Here is a 22769-nt window from a genome sequence, read left to right on the forward strand (position 1 = left end):
CGGCCGGCAGCGGTGCGCTGCGCAGCAGCAGCGCGCAAGCCCGGCTGCGCCCCAGTGCGAGGCAGGCCTCGCAATAGGCGCAGCCGGCAAGGCCGCACGCGGCACAGGCCGTGCGGCCCGTGGGCACGCTGCCGCAGCGCAGGCAGCGCAGTGCTTCGCGGCGGCGCAGGCCCAGCCGCGCGGCGCCCGCAGGGCCCAGGACGGCGGCCGTAAGGCGCAGCCGTCCCTGGAGATAGGCGAGCTGCGCCGCAGCCCGCCAATTCTCGGCCAGCTCCGGGAGCTGCTCGGACACCAGTGCCTCTGCTTCACCCTGAAGCAGAGAACGCCCGTCCAGCGCCGCAACCAGCCGGTCAGCTCCCGCTACAAGCATCTCCATCGCACTCCTTCGTAAGCTGACCTGTTCGTTTCCTCGCCACCCCTCCCTCCTACTCCCCTGTTCATTCATCCACTCCTTCCCCTGCCTACCCATCTGCGTACTCTCCCACCAATTTCCTCTCGTATCCCGTTCATTCTCTCGCTCTCTCGCCCAGCCACGCCCCTCTTCATCCTTCCACTCACTTACCCCCGCCTTTCGCTCCCCATTCCATCCTCCAACCACTCTCCCCCCACGACCGCTCCATCCCCTGTCTTCCGGCAGCCTATACACCGCCGCCTCCTCGAAGGGCCAGCCCACTCCCCGCTCCCCTCCAGCCGCTTGCTCCGCCCGAATCTCCGTCTTCAAGTGGGCTGAGGCGTATTTCCTCCAGGCTGCCTCATCCCAGTGCTGCATCTGGTCGGTGAACCGGCAGGCCGCTGCCAGCTTCACCGCCCAGCCTAACGGCAGCGACCGGGAGAGTAGAACAACCCGGTCTCCCGATTGGCTTTTTCGTTCTGCCTGCTGACCTTTCCGCTCCGCCGTTTGGCTTTCCCAGTCTACCCGCTGACCTTTTCGTTCTGCCGCTTCATTTTCCCAGTCCACCATTCCCCATCGCCCAAGCCCCTCCGCCTCACCCGCCCACCATAATTCATCCACCGCCAGATTAAGCGATATCCGGGCCTGCCACTCTCCGCCCTGTGCCGCCACATACACAGCCACCTTCAATCCCATCGCCCCCTTATCTTTTTGAGCACACAAAAAAGCACACCGCCCCATTCCTGGAGAGTGTGCTTCACCCGTAACTTACATATTTAGCTGTCATTCGCCGTGCTTGGATGGGGATCTCCTGCTTCCCGGCAGCCGCATCATCCGCAGCGGCAACTGCGGCTCCTGAACCCGCAGGTCCACTGTAACCCCCTGCTGGAGCTCTACCCTGTCCGCGAGACCGAAGAACGGCACCGCAGGCGCAAATTCAATAGCTGAGTTGTGATAAGCCATCCGTGAGGCTACCGCCATAGTCCTGTCCTCTGAACCGTCATCCACCAAGGTAACCTGCAGGGGCCTGCCGATCCAGCAAGCATGAACTGCAAAGACCCTGAGATACCACTCCACCACGGCCTCATGATTACGGGTAATCAGAATATAGTGAAGCCGCTTACCAGTCCGTGCTGCTGCCCGGGTCTCTTCCCGATGATGCAGGAGTTGAACAAGGGCTGCTGCGGATGCATAAATAGAGATAATCCAGATTAACTGGGCGATCATGAAGATGCACCTCCCTCTTATACCCACACTATATGCCGGTGATAAAAGGACGGTGACAGCCCACTAGCGCGGGAACATTTCCCGCCAGTTCAACTTAGGGTACGTATTTAAGTTAGCATTTTGCAAAATTCGAATAGAGTGCGGACTGAAACAATACTATGGCTGCAGCACCTGGCTGCATACAAGTTATGTACCGTTTTATAGGATCATTAGGATTCTCCAAAACGCTCAGTTAAAAGTTTATGAGAGGAAGCTATAAAGTTACCCAGCCATATTTGATAGAATTAATTACAGCCTGCGTGCGGTCGTCCACTTCCATCTTTTGCAGAATACTGCTGACATGGTTTTTGACCGTCTTCTCACTGATAAACAGATACTCCCCGATCATCTTGTTACTCTTGCCCTCTGCCATCAAGCGCAGCACCTCTGCCTCACGGCGGGTCAGCGGATTGTTGTCGCCTGCGACGAATTTGACACCGGCTTCCTTCACGGCCGTCTCGGCCATAGCGCCAGTCTCGTTAAGATACGTCATGCGCCGCAGCTGATTAATCAGCTTGCCGGTCACCTTCGGATGGATAAAAGCATGCCCCTCGCATACAGAGCGGATCGCATTAATCAGCGACTCAGCTTCCATATCCTTCAGCAGGTATCCGTTCGCCCCCTTGCGCAGCGTCTCAAATACATAGCTTTCATCGTCATGAATCGAGAGGATAATCACTTTGACATCCGGGAACATTTCACGCAGCTTTTGCGTAGCCTCCACGCCGTTCTCAATGGGCATATTGATATCCATCAGCACGATATCCGGCTTGTTGCCGTTGCAGAATTCAAGCACCTGGATGCCGTCACCGCATTCGCCAATGACCTCGATGTCATCCTCCATATTCAAAATACGCTTGAGCCCTTCACGAAACAATTGATGATCATCGGCCAAAAGAACTTTAATGGGCGCTTTGCCAGAGTTTTGGTTCTCCATCACATTACTCCTTTCCCTTTTCCACATTCGTCGGAATGTGAATTACGATTGTTGTGCCCTGGTTCTCGGCTGACTGTATTTCCATTCTTCCCTCCAGCAATTCCACGCGTTCGCGCATACCCACCAGACCGAAGCTTTCCCGGTTGGCTTGTTCACTGATTTTTTTTACATTGAAGCCTAAGCCATTGTCTTTCACGACAATCTTGATCAATTGAGCCTGATAAGTAATCTCCACCAGTACGTAGCTCGGATAAGCGTGCTTCGCCGCATTGGACAGACCCTCCTGCACCAGCCGGTATACCGCCGCTTCCATCGCTGAGGACAAACGGTGCTCCTTCCCCCTGGTTTCAAAAGAGGTTCGGATCTTCGTCTTCTCCTCATAATCATGCACGTACTTCCGCAGAGTCGGAATCAGCCCCAAATCATCAAGCGCCATCGGACGCAGGTTGAAAATAACCTTGCGCATTTCTTCCAGGCTGTATCTTACCTGCCCCTTTAAGTCTATTACTTCGGCTTGTACCAGCCCAAATTCCTGCTTTACCAGCATTCTTTCTACAATTTCCGTCCTTAGGACTAGATTCGCCAGCATTTGAGCAGGACCGTCATGAATTTCCCGGGCAATTCTTTTCCGTTCCTCTTCCTGAGCCAGGATTATTTTGAGTCCGATCATCTGACGGTTCTTCGCAGATTCGACAATTCGCGTCACTTGACCTAGTTCTCCAGACAGATATTCCAGGACAACGCTCATTTGCGAACCAATCGATTCGGCACGTTCTACAGAATTTTCGACACTGCGAACCCGCATTTGCAGTTCATCGCGTCTGTTCCGCAGATAAGCCTCCCTCTCCCTGGTCATCATCAGCTCAAGCTGCAGTTCTGTCGCCTTCTCATAGGCAATCCGTATGTCCTTCTCCGTGTAGCGGACAAAATCCCGGCTGACCTCTGTCAGCCGGATTCGGGAGCGGTGGTATTGTTGCTCCAGCTTGTCTACCTTTTGCAATGTTTCATCCGTTTCTTCCATGACCCGCTGCAGTTCTTTGTTGAGTGCAGCAAGCTCATCCCGTGCCACCTGCAATATTTCGAATATCTGATACTTGCTGCTCTCCATCACGTCGATGGTGTTTTTAATCACCCGATCTATCGCATCGGCTTGAAATTCCACGGATGCTTGCCCCATTTCTATCGAATCGTATTAAAGGCTTTCCTTTATACTAACATATCACGATTCGATAGTTACGGTCTTAGTGTTCTGTTCCCATTTTACAGTCAGTCCAAGCTGTTCTGTCACGAGTCGAAGCGGTACTAAAGTCCTGGCATTTAGGATCATAGGTGCTACTTCAGCACTCTGCCGCTTCCCGTTCAGCACGAATTCCTTCTTGTTCACGGTCAGATCCAGCGCCTTGGCGCCGCGAAGGACCATAATCTTCTTGGTCTTCGCATCCCAGACTGCATTGCCGCCGAACGCGTCCAGAACATATTTTATCGGCACATACGTACTGCCGTCCTTCACGATCGGTGCGACATCAATCGGCCGCTTGGTGCCGTTAACCGTCATCGCCTTGCCTCCAATGCTCATCGCCGCTGTCCCTTTGGGCAGTCCCGCCTCACTGGAAAGCGATGGCATCACAAAGGAAATATTATCAAAGGCCACTGTCCCTGTCTTGGCCCGCTCATCCTGGCCTTCTTCTACATTTACCACGTAAAGTCTCTTAAGGGAAGCTGGGAATTTAATCCCTGAGCCGGACAGATCGATATTAAGCGTCTTCCAGCCGTTCCAGTCGATGACTTTCGCCAGATCAATATAGGCCGTCTTTCCGCTGGCATCCGTCAGCTCGGCACGCATCCAGTTCAGGCTCATGTCCCCCATCACATCGACTGACATTGAGGTTGCCGCCGCCGGAATATCCTTGCCTGTTGTACCGTTGAACTGGGCGTATGCGTACATTTTGCCGGTGCCTGCACTCATATCATAGCTAAGCGATAAGACCTTCGAGCCTGCACGCTCTGCGCTGCCCGCAACTACTGCTGCTGTTCCAGTGACGCCTGCCGCATTGGTAGTGAACGTGAACGGATAATTGGCATTCTCGAAATCCTCCCACGCCGTGGCAGCTGCAGTAGACAAAACAACCGCCGTGCTGAAGCCGTCATAGCGGGCAATCGCATATCCGGTAGTTACGCCAGGATCGACCGCCTCCACCTTAAGCTTGCCGTCCCCCACACTTCCCTTGAAGCCGATAAACTCCCACTTCAGTGCGGTTGCCGGAACAGCTATCGTTGCTCCGCTCTTCGACACTGCGCTAACCGGAACCGATACAGTGGCCCCGGCTTGCAGCGGTGCAGTTGCTGTACCGGCAATCAGGCTGGACAAGTCTTCTCCGCCCAGAACGGTGACCTCGGTCTCGGCACTCGCTGTTCCGCTGGTCGCCTTCAGCTTCACGGTTCCTGGCTTGACTGCCGTGGCTTCGCCCGCATTCACAGTCACACTGCCGCCGCTGGCGGTCCAGGCCGGGTTAGCTGCCGCTACATCCACCGGATTGTAATACGTATCATAGCCCTTCAGGGAGTATGTGGCCTTTTGTCCGATTAACAGCACCGAACTTCCGCTGATCTTGATCCCTTTCACTTCACCTTGCGGAGCAGAAGTATATACCCCTACGCCGTTAACGATTGTGCGCTGCTCCTTGCCGTATTCGGTATTGAAGGTAAGTGTAGTCGAGGTTTCAGCCAGCGGGCGGTCTACCATCGTTGTAGAGCCCCCTCCGTCCAGATTAATCCCTTTCCACACCCCGATATTCGTCATGAAGGATTGCAGCTCTGTCAGTGACAGACCCGCACTATTGCTGTTTTTCTCGGCTGCAATGACATATACATACCTGCCATCCTGGGAATAACCCAGTGCTGTACGCGCCCGGTACCCGCCAATGCTGCTTGTGGAGCGCGAGAACGACGACGCCTTGCCGTTATTGACCAGAATCGTATGCCCCCCGATCATCATCTGCAGCGTGGAAGGATCAAGCTGCTGCTGGGTGGTTTTGGAGCGGAGCACATAGGTACTGTTCAGCTTCTGTCCTACTACCAGATGAGCCTTAACAAACTGCGCTGCCAGCCCGTGCGTCCGTAGAATATAGGCCCCTTTGGGTACGGTCACCGGCAGAGCTGAATCCAGCGAGATCTGGGTAATCGTATCATTCTCTACCAGCACCTCCGTTGGTGTAGTAGAGCTGCCCTTAGGCCGCTCCAGCGCTGTCCAGGCATCTGTATAGATATAAGCAGCATTAGCATGACTGTAAGTGGAGCTGCCGCCTTCGGGATTGTAGGCCCCTTTGTTGACGCCGGACAGCGGGAACTGGGAACCATCCTCTGCGGTCAGCATCCCCTCAAACGTATATTCATCAATGATAGGTTTACGGTCCTTGGTTACTGCAAAAGCGTACATTCCGTTCAGCTGTGAAGGAGTAGACACCAGCACTCCGCCGGATACCTGACCGCCAATCGGTGCACCTTCTCCGCCGGTATTGAAGTAATCCCCGTTCACCGCCGCGACTGCTCCTGTCTCCGCCGCCATTCCCCCGGTGCTCTGCCGTGTCGTCAGATTCCCGCCTTTGCCGGTCATTACATCTAGAGAGACATAAGGATTATTCAGATCGACACGAATGACGCTGGCCAGTCCTGTCGCACTCTTACCGGAACGCACCGTGGTAAATTTATATTTCATCATCATCGCACCGGAAGTAACAACCTCTTCACTCAGTTTTGTCGCCGAGAAGGACGCTGCTGCTTGTGCTACCGGCGCAGGGCCTGCGCCCAACCATCCGGCACCCTCACTTCCGACAACCGGCATGATCCAGATTACACCCGCCAGGGATGCAGCGATCCATTTTTTAGCAGGCGACCATTGATTTCCCCGTGTTTGCTCTGTACTCTTTTTCCCCATGTCAAGCTCATTCATTTCAGTGTAACTCTCCCATCTATTTGTACTCTTCTACCTCGCTATCAAGACCTGAATATCAGTTCATAGTAATAGACTATACCTTTAATAGACTGAATTCAGCGCGAAAAGTTGCGAAAATTGGAGAGAACTAGCAGGTTTTACCGGCTGGGCGGAGTCACACTGGGGCGGTCATGGCATGCCAAAAAAGCACCCGGCCATAGACCGGATGCTCTGCTTAACTATACAATTCCCTTATTTTTACAAATATCCTGCTGTCTTCAGCATCCGCTGCAGCATGACCGCCGCCTGCCCTCGGGTAGCATTGCCTTGCGGCTGGAATTGCGTGGTGCTGACACCTTGAATAATTCCCGCCTTAACTGCCTTGGCTACAAATTCAATACTCTGACTTAGAATTTTCGACCGGTCCTTGAACGGGCTGAGCGTATCTATAACCGATGCACTCAGTGTTACCGGTTGCCCCGTATACTCCAGAGCCCTTACCATCATAATCGCCATTTGCTCACGGGTAATCTTATCCTCCGAACGGAAGGTCCCATCCGTATTGCCGTTGATGATGCCGGCTTTGGCGGCGGCTTCTATGAAGTCACTCGTTTGTGTAAAGGGACGTACATCCTTGAATTGAGAAGCTCCACCGCGTACTGCCTGTAGGCCTAGCCCCCGGCTGAGCATCACTGCGAACTCGGAGCGGGTGATCGGCTGATCAGGCTTAAACGCAGTTCCATAGCTGCTATCGATGATATTTTTGGCGGCCAACTCTGCTACAGCAGTCTTACTCCAATGGGAGGTCATATCTCCAAAGGTACGCAAGGAAATGAACACCCCCACCACCTGGTTACCATTCGTGCGTGCACTAACAACGCTATTACTGCCCACTATAGCAATTTGGGCCGGCAAATAAATAGCATCATTGTATGTCGAATCTACTCCGGCAGCCATCGTTTGTGCAGAGTTCAGTACAGCAGCATTGCGGACAGTGTATTGTCCTGCTACATTTAACTCCTTGGCGTTAGAATAGTTATCTTTAATAGAACCGGTTAGACGTAAATCTATAAGACCGGTAACGTTACGCATAGCCTGGCTTCCGATTTTTTGTTCGAACGAATAGAACGTTCCGCCTGGAACACTCTCCATACGCAGAACAAGTGAGACCTTACTGATATCTGTCCCCAAACTAGCAATTAGCGAATTTACATCAATATCGCTTAGTTTTACACCATACATATGATCTCCATACCGGATGATCAGTTTTGCATTCTTATTGCTTGCGGCAACATCCGATAGAGCTTTTAACGGAACGGTAACATACGCTGACTTCTCTGTAGAAGGAACCTCGAATACCAACTCATCTGCACCTGCAAGCTTCAGATATTGATAACTGGCAGCCATACGCTCTGCATTCAGATCATATCTTTTAACCATTTGTTTGTAGACCGAAAGATCTGTAACCGCAAGAGCAGAATCACTCTTCAGTAACGCGTACTCCTTGCCAAACTCACTGGCAGGCAGAGTTCCCAGATAAGAAGGGCGGCTTCCATTGCCGGTTACACCAGTGGTCAGATTCTGAACAGACAATGAATTGAAGGACGGAAGCGAGTTACCATTCGTGTCGGTAATCATCCCCGCACCGGAGAGATAAGAGAGCTCCACCTTTTGCCCGGCCGTTACTGCTTGCGAGAGATTTAATTTTAAAAGAGTGCCGGACAGACTGAAATCCTGAACATCAATGCTGCTTCCATCCGCCTTAATCCCAAACTGATTGGCATACAATTTCGAAGATGACTGCATGCTCTTGGTAAAGGTAACATTAAGTTCAGTGCCTTTCACTGTAGCTATGCTGATCTCGGATACTACCGTGGCTGAAGTTACAGACACTGGCTGAAGATCAACATAGGCTGCACGATTTCCATTCAGATCACTAAGTCCAAGAGTACCTGGAACATAGGATACCGTCACCGTTCCGCTTAGCGGCAATGCATTTTGAAGGGTCAATGTAGCCTGTGTACCACTCACCGATACATTGGTAACATAGTTTGGTTTGCCGCCAACCAGTACTGAGAACTGGCTATTCATCGGTAAATTAATCGTAGACAGACCTTCGTTATAATTCAAAAGTATCTTATTGCCCGCTCCTGTCGCATTCTGGAACACCGGCGGCACATTATCCTTACTATTACGGATGTTAAACTCAGCGAAGTTTGCAATATTTTGCCCCAGAGAGCTGACCAGCGGATACGAACCGGCGTAGTACGATACCCGCACCGACTCCGAATTGCCTACCTCAGAACCTACATTTAAATATAGGGTGTTGCCGCTGGTACTGATAGAATTCACCCCAAGCGAATACCCGTCAGTCGTGACCACAAACTGTTCATATGCATATGGAGAGACCGTTTTGAGCGTATCATTGAAGGTCAGTGTCACTGTTCTGCCGGTAATTCTGCCTTCTTTGGGCGTAGGGAGCGCCGATTCTATAGTATTGGTGATCTGCTGTCCAGAAAAGGTAGGCGCAGCATTCCCGCTCGTATCCTGAATCGTCCGCACACCGCCGGTATAGCTGATTTTTACATTCTGGCCTACAGCTATGCCTGTGCTAATCACTACAAATACACTGTCTCCTTGAATATAGGCACTTTCAATATTCCGGGTCTCCTCATTGACGGTTACCCCGAAGCTGGAAGCCAGCAGAGCCACTGAAGCATTAAGCGTCTCATTATACCTCAGGCGGATCGTCCGGTTGTTCTCCAGCACTGCGCTTGTCAGCGCCGGGGGAGTCTTGTCTATGGCCACCGTGCGGAAGCTCCAGGACTTGGTACCGCTTAATCCCTCATACTGCACACTGGGGTCAGCGGCGTCCGTGAACGTCCCTTTGGCAATGTCGATATAATAGATCGTATCCGATTCCAGCACTGCGGACGGCTTGATTAAAAATTCCTTGGCAGAGGCACCCTGCTGGACTGTCACTGCCACTTTAGAGCCATTGCTTTTGTATAGAACAACCCCGTTCGTGACGGTGTTATTATAGACAACATCCCGGTTGAAATTAACCGCAATCGTTTTGGAAATATCTACCGACTCACTGCGGTCCGCTGGTGATAACGCGGCTACAGACAGACTTGTCAGTGAGGCTGTCGTGAACGTCCAGGAATATGGGCCTGAAGCCGGAAAGATATGACCATCCTGATCATAAAAAGCCCCTTGCGGTATAGTAACGGTATATAAAGTCCCGCTGAGTAGCGGTGAAGCTGTGGAGGCTGGCAACAGTGTAATTGCCGAACTTCCCCCACCGGTAACATTCGTTGAATTGACATTCAGCCATCTTGTTCTAGGGTCCCCTTCTGCACCTGGAGAGACTGAGATCACTCCAGAAGCCGGACTCATCGGGCGGTCGAAGTACAGCTTAAGGGCTCCACTAACCGATGCACCAAAAGAGGCGTTAGCCGGAGCCGTAGATGCAGAGATAGTCCCCGTGCCGATCGTGGAAAAGCTCCAGCCGCTGCCGCTGGCTATCCCCTGATAGGTTGTATTATTGGCATCCTTGAATGCATACCCATCGATAAGCACATAATAATTCCCGCCGGACGGAAGCTTATTAGCCAGCGTCAGCGTAACCGTTGTGGAAGAATCTGCACTCTGGAAGGCTACCCCAGCTTCTCCATCCCTGATCGCAAACTCCTGTATAACCGCGTTATCTGCTGACGAGAGCAGCCTGACACTGCCTCCCCCGGCTGTAAGCACTCCGGATAAGCGTATACTCAGCTCCGTTAAGCTTGCAGCCTCTATCCTTGAATTGATGGCCGGAGACATGCTGCTTGCTATAATCGCCGGATTCACCTCTGGAGCTGTCGTGAACTTCCAGCTTGTTGCTGCTGATTCATTACCTGCACTATCCTTGAACAGCCCCTTAGGCACACTTACGCTATATGTTTTGTAGGGAGCGAATTTAAGGCTAGAGCCTAGCTTGATCTCATAGCTTGCCGAGTTTCCGATCAGTCCTGCACTCCCGATTGCAATTTCGGTAAATACCGTTTCGGCATTTACATCTGTAATGGTGATTTTCCCGGCTTGCGGGATCACCTGACGGTCAAAGCTAAGCCCCAGCGAAGCCCCGACATTTACAAAGGCAGCTCCATTCGCAGGAGAAATGCTGATTCCAAATTCCGAAGCGGCGTATACCGCTGATGTATGTATACCGATAGCCGGACTGCCCAGACCAAGCAGCAGATTGCCTGCAATGATAATTGCCGTCCCTATTCTTAATTTCTTTTTCATTCTTAAAAAACCCCTTTCAGCCCTTCCAGCACTTCTTGTATTTGTATACTGTTATATTTCGGCTAAAGGGCTTCCAAAGTTTAGAAGATGACGGTTGAGGGCACATCGGTTTTACTCTTTTCACAAAAAAAAGCCCACACAGCAGCCTCTTCATGAGGACTGCGATATGGGCATACTTTGCTTGCATTATATTAGCTCGTTGCGCCAACTATTTCTTGTTAAACGCCCGCCTGGGCTTTTAACAAATCCGCCTTATCCAGGCGTTCCCAAGGAAGGTCCACATCTGTACGGCCAAAATGTCCATAAGCTGCTGTCTGTCTATAGATAGGCTTACGCAGATCCAGCATCGAGATGATTCCCGCCGGACGAAGATCAAAGTTATCGCTGATCAGCTGAACCAGCTTCTCCTCACTGATCTTACCCGTTCCATATGTATCCACATTGATCGATACAGGGGTAGCAACACCGATAGCATACGCCAATTGAATCTCGCACTTGTCGGCAAGACCGGCAGCGACCAGATTCTTCGCTACATAACGGGCAGCATAGGCAGCAGAACGGTCTACTTTGGTCGGATCTTTACCGGAGAAGGCTCCGCCGCCATGACGGGCATAACCGCCATATGTATCCACAATAATCTTACGTCCAGTCAGACCGGCATCTCCTTGAGGACCACCAATAACAAAGCGGCCAGTAGGATTGATGAAGTATTTAGTGGCTTCATCCAATAGTTCAGCTGGAACAACCGGAAGAATGACATGCTCTTTGATGTCTGCCTGAATTTGCTCAAGGGTAATTTCTTCTGCATGCTGAGTAGATACTACGATAGTATCCACACGCACCGGCTTGTCGCCCTGGTACTCAATCGTAACCTGGGTTTTGCCATCCGGACGCAGATATTTCAAAGTTCCATCTTTACGGACCTCCGCCAGACGCCGGGCAATCCGGTGAGACAGGGCAATCGGAAGCGGCATAAGCTCAGGCGTCTCGTTCGTAGCGAACCCGAACATCAGACCTTGGTCACCGGCACCAATGTTAGCAGTCTCTTCATCTAATGACGCAGGGTCCCGATTCTCAAGAGCAGCGTTTACACCCTGGGCAATGTCTGCCGATTGCTCGTTCAAGGAGCTAAGGACAGCACAAGTATTATAATCAAAGCCAAACTTCGCGCGGGTATAGCCAATTTCCTTAATAGTATTACGTACGATTGCCGGAATATCCACATATTCAGATTTAGTGCTAATTTCCCCGATGACAAGCACAAGACCTGTTGCTACAGCTACCTCACAAGCTACACGGGCATTAGGATCGTTAGCAAGAAATGCATCTAGTACCGCGTCGGATATCTGATCACAGATTTTATCGGGGTGTCCCTCCGTTACGGACTCAGAAGTAAACAGATGACGCCCTTTGATCGACATATACAACAACCTCCCATATTGTTGATCTGACACTGTATTCAAGGGGGCTCCCTAGTAGATAACAGGCCAAATATAAGTAGTAGAATAATAATGGCCAATGCCTGTTTTATTCAAAAAATGAACCTTTTCCGAATGGAAAAGGTCTACGGCCTTCCTCAAAAGTCATATTATCTTATTTACCGGGTGCTGTCAATTGAAGCCAGTTATGCGAAAAGAGACTGCTCGGCCTGTTTGATCAACCTCTTTGTGATTTCCCCGCCAACAGATCCATTATCTCTAGAGCTTAGATGCCCCAGATAGGGAGTTCCTCCAGATGCGCCTGCTCCGCCAATTGTCCCCAACTCAGAAGCAAACTCCGTATCCATTCCCCCGCCGTACGAAGCCCCATATAATCCGAATTCAGAAGCAATTTCATATTGCATTTGTTTCAGCATTGCCCGGCTCTCTGGTACCACTGTGCGATTTGTACGTGCCATGTTACAGCACCTCCTGCGAATTTTTTTAAGATTACAGGTGGTATTGTGTACGAATTCGAACGGCCTGAGTCAGCGCAATGTTTGTCAGCTGTGGGAATGAGTTCCGGGGTATATGGAGGTCCAATATAGGGCATTCTTTATATAGAAAGAAAAATGTCGATTGAAGAGTACTTAAATCAGGTTGTAGTTTATTTCAGAGTATATGCACCACGGACCATAACAACGATTTTCATCGTCTGACCGTTCTGAACTGCGATTCCACGGCCATCCCGTGGGAAAGATAACAGATGATTCGTAGGCGCAGCGACACCATTCGCCAAATCGACACCATCCGTCAAATCAGCTACCCCATTAGCATCCTGGGAATAGATAACCGCTTTGCCGGCACGAACAATGAATTCTGCACCTGCTCCAGCAATAAGAGTCTGGCCTGGCTTCACATCAACAATTTCACTGGCATTGCCAGTATTGCCTGTATCACCCGACCCGGAAGCTGGCGCTTTGGTAGGAGCTGTGGTTGCAGCCGGTGCATTAGTTGCTGTAGCGGCCGGAGCCTGAGTAGGCGGACTTAGGGTCCCACCCTGCAAAGCCTTCTGAATCTGCTGGTCCACATAGCTCTTGGTAACTACCGGGTCCTCTGCCGTTCCTGGCTGTGAACCGACACCGGCGCCTTCAGCCGTTAAGTTAAGCATGGAGCCTGCCCACAGCCCACCCGCCAGCAGCACTGCCGACATCGTAACTTTCCAAGCCGTCTTCAAATGTGATTCCTCCTCATTTCGGGATAAATGGCTATAAAAAAAGAATAGCCTCCGAAGAGGCTATTCTTTGCTTCGGTAAGGAAGCTTTAATTATTTACCGCTCAATTCTGTACCAGTAACAACTGGGTTACCAGTGATATCAACGATTTTGGAAGTATCTTTCACCTTAACGGTGATTTCGTTGATGTAGTTAGCGCTCAGGTCAAGCTTACCACCAGCGGCATCTTTCACGTAAGCAACAATGTTGCTTCCGTTAGTATTAATGCTTTCACCGAAGTAAAGAACATCAGCACCCTGGTATTTACCAGCTTTAACATTGAAGGTTACATAGAACTTGTTAACATCTGTACCAGATGTGTTACGAGTGCCCATGCTTACTTCAGAATCACTAACAAGTACGTTGTTAATCTTGAACTCGAAGTTATTAGCATTCAAAGTTCCAGCATTTTCAGGATCAGCTACCACGTTCTTGATTTTTTCAGAGAATTCAAGAATCAGGGACTTACCATCGTTAGCTGCTACTGCAGCCGATTTGAATGTTGGTTTAACTCTGTCTGTCAAACTAATTGGTTGAGTGAAGGCCACAACACCATTACCGGCAGTATCAGCAATTCCACTTGCAACAAATTTGTATTCCTTAGTTTCGCTGATTCCAGAACCTGGGAACTCAACTACTGCCACAGCTTCAGTTGGTGCAGTATTAGGACCTTTACGAGTTTCGATTGTTACAAAAGCACCCGTAGGCAATGCCTTGCTATCCAATGTGTAGCTATTAACATCTTTCAGTGTCGAAACATTCAGACCACCAGCGTCTTTAGCATACACATAAACAGTTACAGTAGAATTTTCAAGTGTGCTGTCATTACGAGTAATAGCAGTTACTTCTGGAGCTACTTCGTCAGTGGAGACGGAATTCCCAGTAAGTGCCTGTACAGTTGCAGCCAATGAGTTCTTAGCGAAGGAATCATCTGTTACCAAACCTTCAGGAATACGAAGGGTATGAGCACCAGTGAATTCTTTAGACACTTGATATGTCACAGACTTCTTGTCGCTTGAAAGCACACCGCTACCGGAAGCAATAGTTGTTGTAACAGCACCAGTAGAATCACTGATCAATGTCAATGTTTTACCAGAAGCTGGGGACAGTACTTTCTCGGAGAACTTAACAACAAGACCTCTATTCGAGTAAGTCACGCTAGTTACTGTTGGAGCAACTGTGTCTTTTGTGAAAGTAATAGCTTGGGATACGGAAGTACCCAGAGTGTTACCAAGCGTATCCTTAACACCAGATCCGAACAAGATAGAACCAGTGAATGTAGTAGTGGACATTGAGCCCAGTGGGGATCTCAAAGTCACAGTTGCATTATCCGAAGTGTTTTCGATGGAGAATACACCTTTGCTTTCGCCATTAGCATCCAACAAACGAACGTTACCTACGAGGGAATCGCGGCTAACTTTCTTGTCAAATACCACTTCAACATAACGATCACCTACTGGAGTTACGCTTTTAATTACAGGAGCATTAACATCAGAAGTAACAGTTACAGATGTTTTAACTGGGTTTGGAGTAGCAACATTTCCAGCAAAGTCAGAAACGTTTGTCAAGGACACATCATAAGTTTGGCCACTAGTCAAAGTACCAGTAGTCAGAACGAAGGAATCATAAGTGTCGCGAGCTACGCTTGCAGCAGCACCATTCACATAAGCAATCAGACCAGAAAGCTTAGTAGGTTCACTCATTTTCACATAAACCTTATTAGTTGTAGACTTAGCAACAGCCGTAACAGAAGTTACTGTTGGAGCAACAACGTCAGCAACATTGATCAGATCAGTGAAAGTAGGAATTTCTTCGTTTCCAATAGTTCTAACTTCTTTGCTTACAACTACAGTGTATTGACCTTTAAGGTAGTTAACTTCGCCAGGAACTGTCAGCGTAGCTTCAGTACCATCAGTGTTAAATACAACTTCAGCATTGTCAACTACATTAGCAGTTGTCGATACTTTTACAACTTTAACTACATCATCAATCAATTTGCCATCAGATACAACGGAATCTTGGGAAATTTGACGATTGAACTTCACAACCACTTGCTTCGAGTTAGGAGCTGTAACGGAAACAACCTTAGGAGCCTGCAGAGTTACTTTTGCAGTGTAGTCCTTTTCAAGGTGTTTGAAGTTGATTGTTGTTTCAACGCCTGCTACCAGAGCAGTTGTCAATTCAACGTTTGCAGTTGTTTTGTCAGAGAAAGTTACAACTACTTTGGTTGGGCTTACTGCTTCAGCAGAAGCTACAGTCAATGTAGCAACTTTACCGATTTGATCAGCTGCATAAGCTGTTTGTACTACCAGAGCACGGTCAGCATTAGATTTGAAGTTTACATCTTTAGCAATCAGACCAGCGTTGATAACTGCTTGTGCATAGCCTTTAGCCCATACAGATGCATTGTTATCAGTTGTAGTAGGCTGTTCCATCTTCAAAGCACGGAACAATACTGCAGCAACTTCTTCAACTGTTACTTTACCATTGTAGTTGAAGAGACCTTTTACAGTGTCTTGACCTTGCATCAGGCCTGCAGCTGTAACAGCTTCTACATAAGGAACAGTCCAGTTACTAGCTGTGTAACCTTTATCTTTGTAAGACAACTTGCCAGTTACTTCAGTAAGACCGAACAATTTAGTAACGATCTTAGCGAATTCACCGCGAGTCAGATCTTTTTCAAGGTGAGCTTTACCATCTGGGTATCCATTGAGAATACCTTTTGCTGCCAAAGCATCAAATGCTTGTTGTGGACTTACTTTTGCTGTTTCACCAAATGCTACAGAGGCAAACATCGAGAATGCCATTGCTGTAGATAATGCTACGGATAAAATTTTCTTCATAACCTTTTTTTCTCCTCCTTGGACGTTCATAAACTGGGATTTTTCTTTAGTTGTGTAGCTCATATCACTCATTTGTCGAGCACCCCCTTTCCCGAGTTGAGCAGATTAAGTATAAATAATGTCTGTGACGGGTATCACAGAAACTTGTAAACAGCTTCAAGGCATAGTAATACTAGATTCCTAATTCTACCTAAGTATTATACAATGTGCCTCTGGTCACGTAAAGCTAATTTTTCCATTTAGCAATGTGTAGTGCCTCCAGGGCATTCCGCAATTGCCTTGTGCAAGTGACTCTACACCTTAAACGCAATAGTTTCAAAAAAGTTGCGCTTTGGTTAAAAAAACTTTTTTCTGCCTGCTGTATCCCTGCCCCGATACACTAGAAGATACAATATGTATGTTCTACTAACTATTGTTAATGTTGGGTGGCTACGGGAATCAGTATAGCATAGAGGCATTCCAAACGTCATTAAACAATATTTGCTAAGTTTATAAACAAATATTGCATACTAAAAAGGTTATTTTTATTGACCAGCATTCAAGCTAATAAGTATATACCCACATTGCACTAGGGTTAACACCTTCCCGGATAATGATCTACATAAAAAGAAGGCTACTGAGATCAACTCAGCAGCCTTTCCTTCAACTTACTATACCCAGGACTATCGAATCTTCAACGATAGCTGTATTAACTCCTGGCGCTTCTCAGGGCTTGCATTAACATTCTCATACATGGCATCAATCGCTGCACGGTTCTCGCGGTAGCTCTTCTCATGTTTGATTGTGCTATGGGACCATTCGATCAAAGCATTCTCAGCAATAACCAGCTCATTGTAAGCATCGTGAAAGCCAGTTGCTTGGACAAGCTCTTCCATTACTTCCTGAGTGATCTCCTGCAGAGCCCGCTTCGCTGCAATTTCCTTTTCCATAACCTTTGCTCTATTCTCAAACATATTCTTTGCTTTCGTGTAATCCAATTGTGCTTTTGATAAAATCGGTTTCATCGATGGCTTTCACCTTTCACGTAAAAATGGTTTCTTTGACATTGTAACGCAAATGGGAGCAGATTACAAAGATGTCCGAATGGTAATTTAACCTGTATAAGGTCATTACTCTTGGGCTGTCATCCCTAGCTCAGGGTTTTAGGGAAAATTGTAGTGCTTTTTTTCAAAAGCTCCACAGCAATTTTACCGGCCTCAGCTCTTGTCATATTGGCTTTGGGATTAAAGTTGTAAGAAGCCTTTTTCTGCCCTGGAGTGTTCACTTCAGCCCCGTTCATGATTTTAGCCTTTGACACGGCCTGAACAGCTGATAAAGCGTAGGACTCTATCTTACCGGAATCCAGGAAGGACTTGGCTACTGCATCCTTCAATTTCTGATCGTTAACCGGCAGCTTCAACTTCAGCGCTCTGGCGATCATCACAGCGGCTTGTTCACGCGTGATTGGTTGATCCGGCCCAAACACTCCGTCAGTAAGTCCCGTCACAATTCCTGCTCTTGATGCCGTCTCAATATGTGCGTAGTCCCATGTAACTGAGCCGGCTCCCGGAACCAGATCTGAATAAGTCTTATTATCATCGTAGTTAAGCGGCAGATTCAGACCCTTTACAAGCAGGGTTGCAAACTCTCCTCTTGTTGTTTGATCGTCTGTTCCAAATTGTTCAAAGCGAAGATTGTTCATGATTCCCTTGGAATACAGAGCATTTAGAATATTTCTGGCCCATTGGTGGTTCGTAATATCGTTATAGCCACGGCTCATCTTCATAACCTTGTAATAACCAAAATCATCAAATGGAACACTAATCGTATGTTTCTTGGTATCAACGGTCCCGCCAATATTAACCCATTCCCGATTGGAATTATATTGGAATACAGTTACTACTGTCCCTGCATCGTCAACTACATTGGAGTCAAAGGACAGAGTTAACGTTCCCCGTTTGGACGGGGTGATTTTGCGTTCTGCTGGGGTCTGCGGGTCACCGAACAGACCATCAACAGAATAAGGGGCTAGACCATTCGTTGCAGGAATATAACCTGCAGATGCTGCTGTGCCCAGTTCACCAAGGCCTCCGCTAATCCAATACACATCCGATATTCTCACAAAGTTGCTGCTCTCATACGGAGAACTGAAACGAAGAGAAAATTCGTCAGGAATGATCCAGTTAGGGATGCCGCTCTCCTCAAACGTTATTGGGAAGCCGATGACATTGCCATAATCATTACGGCGCTCCACCACACCCGTTGTCGGCTCTGCAATACCGAAGCGAAGCTTGGTATTTGGATAGAACTTCTTCAGATTGCGCGTATCTGTACTTTGCATTACTGTTCCTTTAGGAAAGTTCAGCTCTAGCTTCTTATTAAATACACTGTATTTGTCTGCTACCTTAGGTGCCATATACTGCGAATCAACCGCCACAGTACCTGTATAGAATATGGAGATGGTATCTGTACTTGTACTGCTTCCTCTGACGATCTGAATTTTAATACTATTGGCCTTATCCGGTTTCAACCCTACATAATCCAATACGAATCTACCAGGGCCCAGATCCGTTCTTTTGACTGCCTGCTCTTTATCAATAATTACATTTGTAGCTCCCTCAGCCTCAATATCGAAATGAACAAAATTCTTATTCACAACATATTGGGTACCTACAGAAGGCTGTGGTGACAGAATACGGTAGGCACTTACTTCCCGGACCAGTTCCAGCTTCTGGCTAGTCTTGGCACCGGTGCTGTTGATCAATTCAAGCGTGTATATATAAGTTCCTGGTGTATCATTGGTAAGATCCTGAATCCGCATTACGAAGTCTTTTTGACTGCCGGCAAAGCTGGTGGTATAACGTTGATCCGCAAAGATCGGGCTTACTGTGTTCGCGGAACTCGCGTTAGCAGGAATATCAAGCGACAATATATTTTTGGTCCCCAGGTTCAGATTAAGCTTGACTGCCCCGCTGCCTCTTAGCACCAAATCATAGGTCTTCAGGCTGGTCGTATATTTCGTTTCATTATAAATGAAGTCAGGTGTCAGATTGAACAGCTTTGTCAACAGGACGTCCGTTGGCCCAAAATTAGCGTCTGGGAATGCCGATCTCCCTGTACCTAAAGCTGGCTGGAACTTGCTGATGGTCGATACATTCTCATCAAGAATATAGACACGCAGTTCCTTGCGAACCTCACGGACCTGTCCTTTTTCATCTACCCCTGTACCGGTTAGAACAATTTTGTTCTCCCCAAATACAATGGGTCCTGCACTTGCATCAATTTTTAAATCCACTGTAAAAGTGCCGTCACTGGCGTTCGGAAATTTCTCTGAGCCGATAGGCATGACCTTTGTTCCGTTCACATACATTTCAGCTAAAAAGTATTTACTGGCCAGATTAAAATCAACATATTGTCCCTTGACGTTCAACGATGTACTTTCTTTAGAGTTTATTACATAAGTCTGTCCGTCTGTAAGGTTCGATACATAAATATAGCTCTTAGAGGCAAATGAAATATTCACATCCTTGTTGGAGGACGATCCATCAATCTTGAAGCGTACAGTCTGATTTCCGTTCTGGAAATCCGTAATTTTAAAGATGTGCTCTGTAGAAGTTACCGACTCCACCCACTCTGGCTTTAACACTCTGGTGGACAAAGGCAAATAGCTTGCAAGCAGATTTACAGGTTTGGTTGTTACAGCCGCATTGGTTTTGACCAAAATATAGAATTCTCCCGAATCTACCTTGGCCCCATTCAGCGCTACTCCGGCAGGCACCGTCCCGGTTCCGTTATATCCCGCTAAATACTTCATATCCGTGATTACAATATTATTTTTCATATATTGAAATTCAATGGAGCGGTTTACCGTCTTGGTTCCATAAGCTACGGAAAGGTTATGCGTCTGTTTCTCAAGGCGGTTGGCTGGTGTTGCACTGTCCTTTGTTAAGGTCAGAGGGATTTTGAAGGTTACCAGCCTATAAGCGGGCGCATCCTTGACTGGAGAGGGCACCATAATTTCAGTTCCTTTTTTTAATTCTACAGCACCACTACTTCCAAGTGTTAATCCTTCACCAAATTCAATAGTGGGTACTATGCTATCCAGCTTCACAACTGCTGAGCCCTGGAAGGGTACTCCGGCATTGTCTGGAACCATCATTTGGACGAACAGGTTGGCGGTATCGCTGTCTTCTGTCATCACAGGCTGGTCTCCGTACAAGAGATCCTGGCCTTGGCCGGTCGTCTTATCCCCTAAATACATTGCAACGATTGGATTCTTCTCATCATAGTAAAAGATAGAATACTGGAAGCTCAGCGTGTCAGAACCATTCTGCACAACCAGCTTAAGGGTATTCACCCCAGGCTTAAGCTCCATTCGCTGAGAAAAGAAGGTCCCATCCTGAAGCAAGGATGTACTTGACGCAGTACCGTCATTAAGAGCAACGGTAACCTTGGTAGCATTCTGCGCCTTACCTTCCAGTGTGATCTCTTTATTGGCTACAACTAACTGTGCGCCTTCATTTAGATTCAGCTTCTCAGATCCACCCAGAACCTGAAGCTTCTCTACATACGGCACCTTATCAAACAGAACATAAAATGCTTCTGATCGTTCATTGCTGCCTTGTGATCCAGTCAGTGTAATCCGGTTCATACCCGGATACAAGGTCAGATTGGCACTGAATCGGTTATCAGGACTGTCAACATCCAATTGGACAACACCTGGAGTTACACGTGTAGGGTCTTCGATCCACTTTTTATTTGTCTGATCCCAGTTCAAAAGTTGAACATTGGCTCCAAGTGTAGAACTAGTCACCTTGGTAAAGGTTCCTGTCACGGTCAAGCTCGCATCTGTCACCTGCAATACATTATCTCTTGCAATTTGCTTTGGCGGCTGTGTAGATGACGGCAGTAAGGTCAGATCAACCGTATTCCGAAGTTTTTGGTTATCCGGTGTGAAATAACTGGTAGGCTTATCTGCAGCCGCCGCAATATTCATAAGTCCTGGCGGGACTAAGGATACCAATAAAGCGAACAGAAGTGTCCAGATAAATGTCTTTCTCATGCGCTGCATGTCATTAACCTCTCCCTTTTGTAGATGATAATTATTTTATCGGTCTAGCCGTCCATAATTTGAAGGACTATGTCCAAGTTTTCTGTAAATGGCATCCAGATCTGCTACAGTAGACACAATTGGATAGCTCTCTTGAGATTCCGTTCTTATGAGCGCACTAAAAAAGCGTATCCTGTGACAGGATACGCTTCAACTCAATGTAATCAAATTGGATACAGCCTAACTCCAAGTGAATGTATCACTTAGTGCCCCGTTCCTGATCCACCTTCATCCGCATTCTCAAAAACAAGTCAATCACCGGACGTTTGGTCTTGCTGATGACGCCAGTGATCTCTGCGCCGATTTGCAGGAAGAAGAGCATGACACAGATGACTACGAAGGTAACCCAGTTGGCTTCGTAGAGCGAAGCGGAGGTCTGGATGACTGCAAGGACGCCAAAGAATGCGGCAATGCCGTAGATGATCAGTACCGTCTGGCGGTGACTGAAGCCAAGCTCGCGCAGACAGTGATGGAGATGGCCTTTATCCGGAGCGAAGATCGGCTTCTTCTGCAGCTTGCGCCGGACGATGGCGAAGAAGGTATCCGATAACGGAACTCCGATGATCAGGAGTGGTGTGATGAATGAAACCACCGCAATCTGTTTGAAGCCGAGCAGTGCTAGCAGCGCCAGGCAGAAGCCCAGGAACAGCGAGCCCGTATCACCCATGAAGATTTTGGCGGGATGGAAGTTGAAGAACAGGAATCCCAGAATGCTCCCCAGCAGCAGCAGACAGAGCAGGGCAACCATGGTGTTCCCCATTAGGAAGGCCATTACAGCGATCGTAGCAATTGCGATACCGGATACGCCTGCTGCAAGCCCGTCCAGTCCGTCGATCAGGTTCACGGCGTTCGTGACACCGACAATCCAGAAGATCGTCAGAGGAATGGCAATCCAGCTCTCTAGGGAAGAATAGCTATTATGAAAAGGAATATTTACGAAATCAACCGTGATGCCAAACCCGAAAACTACGATACAGGCAGCGGCAATTTGGCCCAGCAGCTTCACTTTGGCTGACAGCTCAAAACGGTCATCCAAACCGCCGATCAATACAATCAGACCTCCGCCGCATAGCAGCGCCTTAATGAAATTAGTCTCCCGGGGAGTGAAGTCATACGGAATAAACGGCAATACGGCAAGCAGGCCTAACACAAACGCCAGAAATATGCCGAGTCCGCCAAGGCGGGGCATGATCTTCGTATGCACTTTCCGGGCATTTGGCACATCTGTCGCACCGATCTTAATGGCGAATTTCTTCACGAACGGCGTCAAAAGCAGTGCAAGCCCCATGCACACAACGAATCCGGCGATGTATATGATTAACATTTGAAA

Annotated in this window: 12 protein-coding genes and 1 pseudogene; all 13 read right to left on the reverse strand. The window is 48.4% G+C overall.

Going from position 1 to position 22769, the window contains the following annotated elements; all coding sequences use genetic code 11:
* Positions 1-1081 (reverse strand): annotated as a pseudogene (locus ACFSX3_RS23050) (hypothetical protein); the annotation flags it as partial.
* Between the two features lie 93 nt (positions 1082-1174).
* On the reverse strand, positions 1175-1618 hold the full coding sequence (locus ACFSX3_RS23055; protein ID WP_209988907.1) for a hypothetical protein: 444 nt from the start codon (positions 1616-1618) through the stop codon (positions 1175-1177).
* A gap of 253 nt (positions 1619-1871) precedes the next feature.
* Positions 1872-2594 carry a response regulator gene (locus tag ACFSX3_RS23060; protein WP_036699238.1) on the reverse strand — a complete coding sequence of 241 codons (723 nt, stop codon included), beginning with the start codon at positions 2592-2594 and terminating at the stop codon, positions 1872-1874.
* A 4-nt stretch (positions 2595-2598) separates the two neighbouring features.
* Positions 2599-3756 carry a sensor histidine kinase gene (locus ACFSX3_RS23065; protein ID WP_036699270.1) on the reverse strand — a complete coding sequence of 386 codons (1158 nt, stop codon included), beginning with the start codon at positions 3754-3756 and terminating at the stop codon, positions 2599-2601.
* Positions 3757-3813: 57 nt separating this feature from the next.
* Positions 3814-6543: a stalk domain-containing protein gene (locus tag ACFSX3_RS23070; protein WP_209988910.1), complete on the reverse strand. Its 2730-nt coding sequence runs from the start codon at positions 6541-6543 to the stop codon at positions 3814-3816.
* A gap of 240 nt (positions 6544-6783) precedes the next feature.
* Positions 6784-10815, reverse strand: a complete 4032-nt coding sequence (locus ACFSX3_RS23075) for an Ig-like domain-containing protein (protein WP_209988913.1) — start codon at positions 10813-10815, stop codon at positions 6784-6786.
* 218 nt (positions 10816-11033) lie between these two features.
* Positions 11034-12236 (reverse strand): methionine adenosyltransferase, encoded by a 1203-nt coding sequence (gene metK / locus ACFSX3_RS23080; protein ID WP_209988916.1) that lies wholly within the window; start codon positions 12234-12236, stop codon positions 11034-11036.
* Between the two features lie 203 nt (positions 12237-12439).
* Entirely contained in the window at positions 12440-12712 is a 273-nt protein-coding gene (locus tag ACFSX3_RS23085; RefSeq protein WP_209988919.1) for a small, acid-soluble spore protein, alpha/beta type, read from the reverse strand.
* Positions 12713-12900: 188 nt separating this feature from the next.
* The gene (locus ACFSX3_RS23090; protein WP_209988922.1) at positions 12901-13470 is read right to left on the reverse strand and encodes a hypothetical protein; all 570 of its coding nucleotides are present in this window, start codon (positions 13468-13470) and stop codon (positions 12901-12903) included.
* A gap of 90 nt (positions 13471-13560) precedes the next feature.
* The gene (locus tag ACFSX3_RS23095; RefSeq protein ID WP_209988925.1) at positions 13561-16422 is read right to left on the reverse strand and encodes an S-layer homology domain-containing protein; all 2862 of its coding nucleotides are present in this window, start codon (positions 16420-16422) and stop codon (positions 13561-13563) included.
* 590 nt (positions 16423-17012) lie between these two features.
* Positions 17013-17354: a hypothetical protein gene (locus ACFSX3_RS23100; RefSeq protein WP_036699246.1), complete on the reverse strand. Its 342-nt coding sequence runs from the start codon at positions 17352-17354 to the stop codon at positions 17013-17015.
* Positions 17355-17479: 125 nt separating this feature from the next.
* Entirely contained in the window at positions 17480-21400 is a 3921-nt protein-coding gene (locus ACFSX3_RS23105) for an S-layer homology domain-containing protein (RefSeq protein ID WP_379313314.1), read from the reverse strand.
* A 238-nt stretch (positions 21401-21638) separates the two neighbouring features.
* Positions 21639-22763: a glycosyltransferase family 4 protein gene (locus ACFSX3_RS23110; RefSeq protein ID WP_209988932.1), complete on the reverse strand. Its 1125-nt coding sequence runs from the start codon at positions 22761-22763 to the stop codon at positions 21639-21641.
* Between the last annotated feature and the right edge of the window lie 6 nt (positions 22764-22769).

It is taken from the genome of Paenibacillus rhizoplanae, assembly GCF_042684125.1.
GTDB lineage: Bacteria > Bacillota > Bacilli > Paenibacillales > Paenibacillaceae > Paenibacillus_AQ > Paenibacillus_AQ rhizoplanae.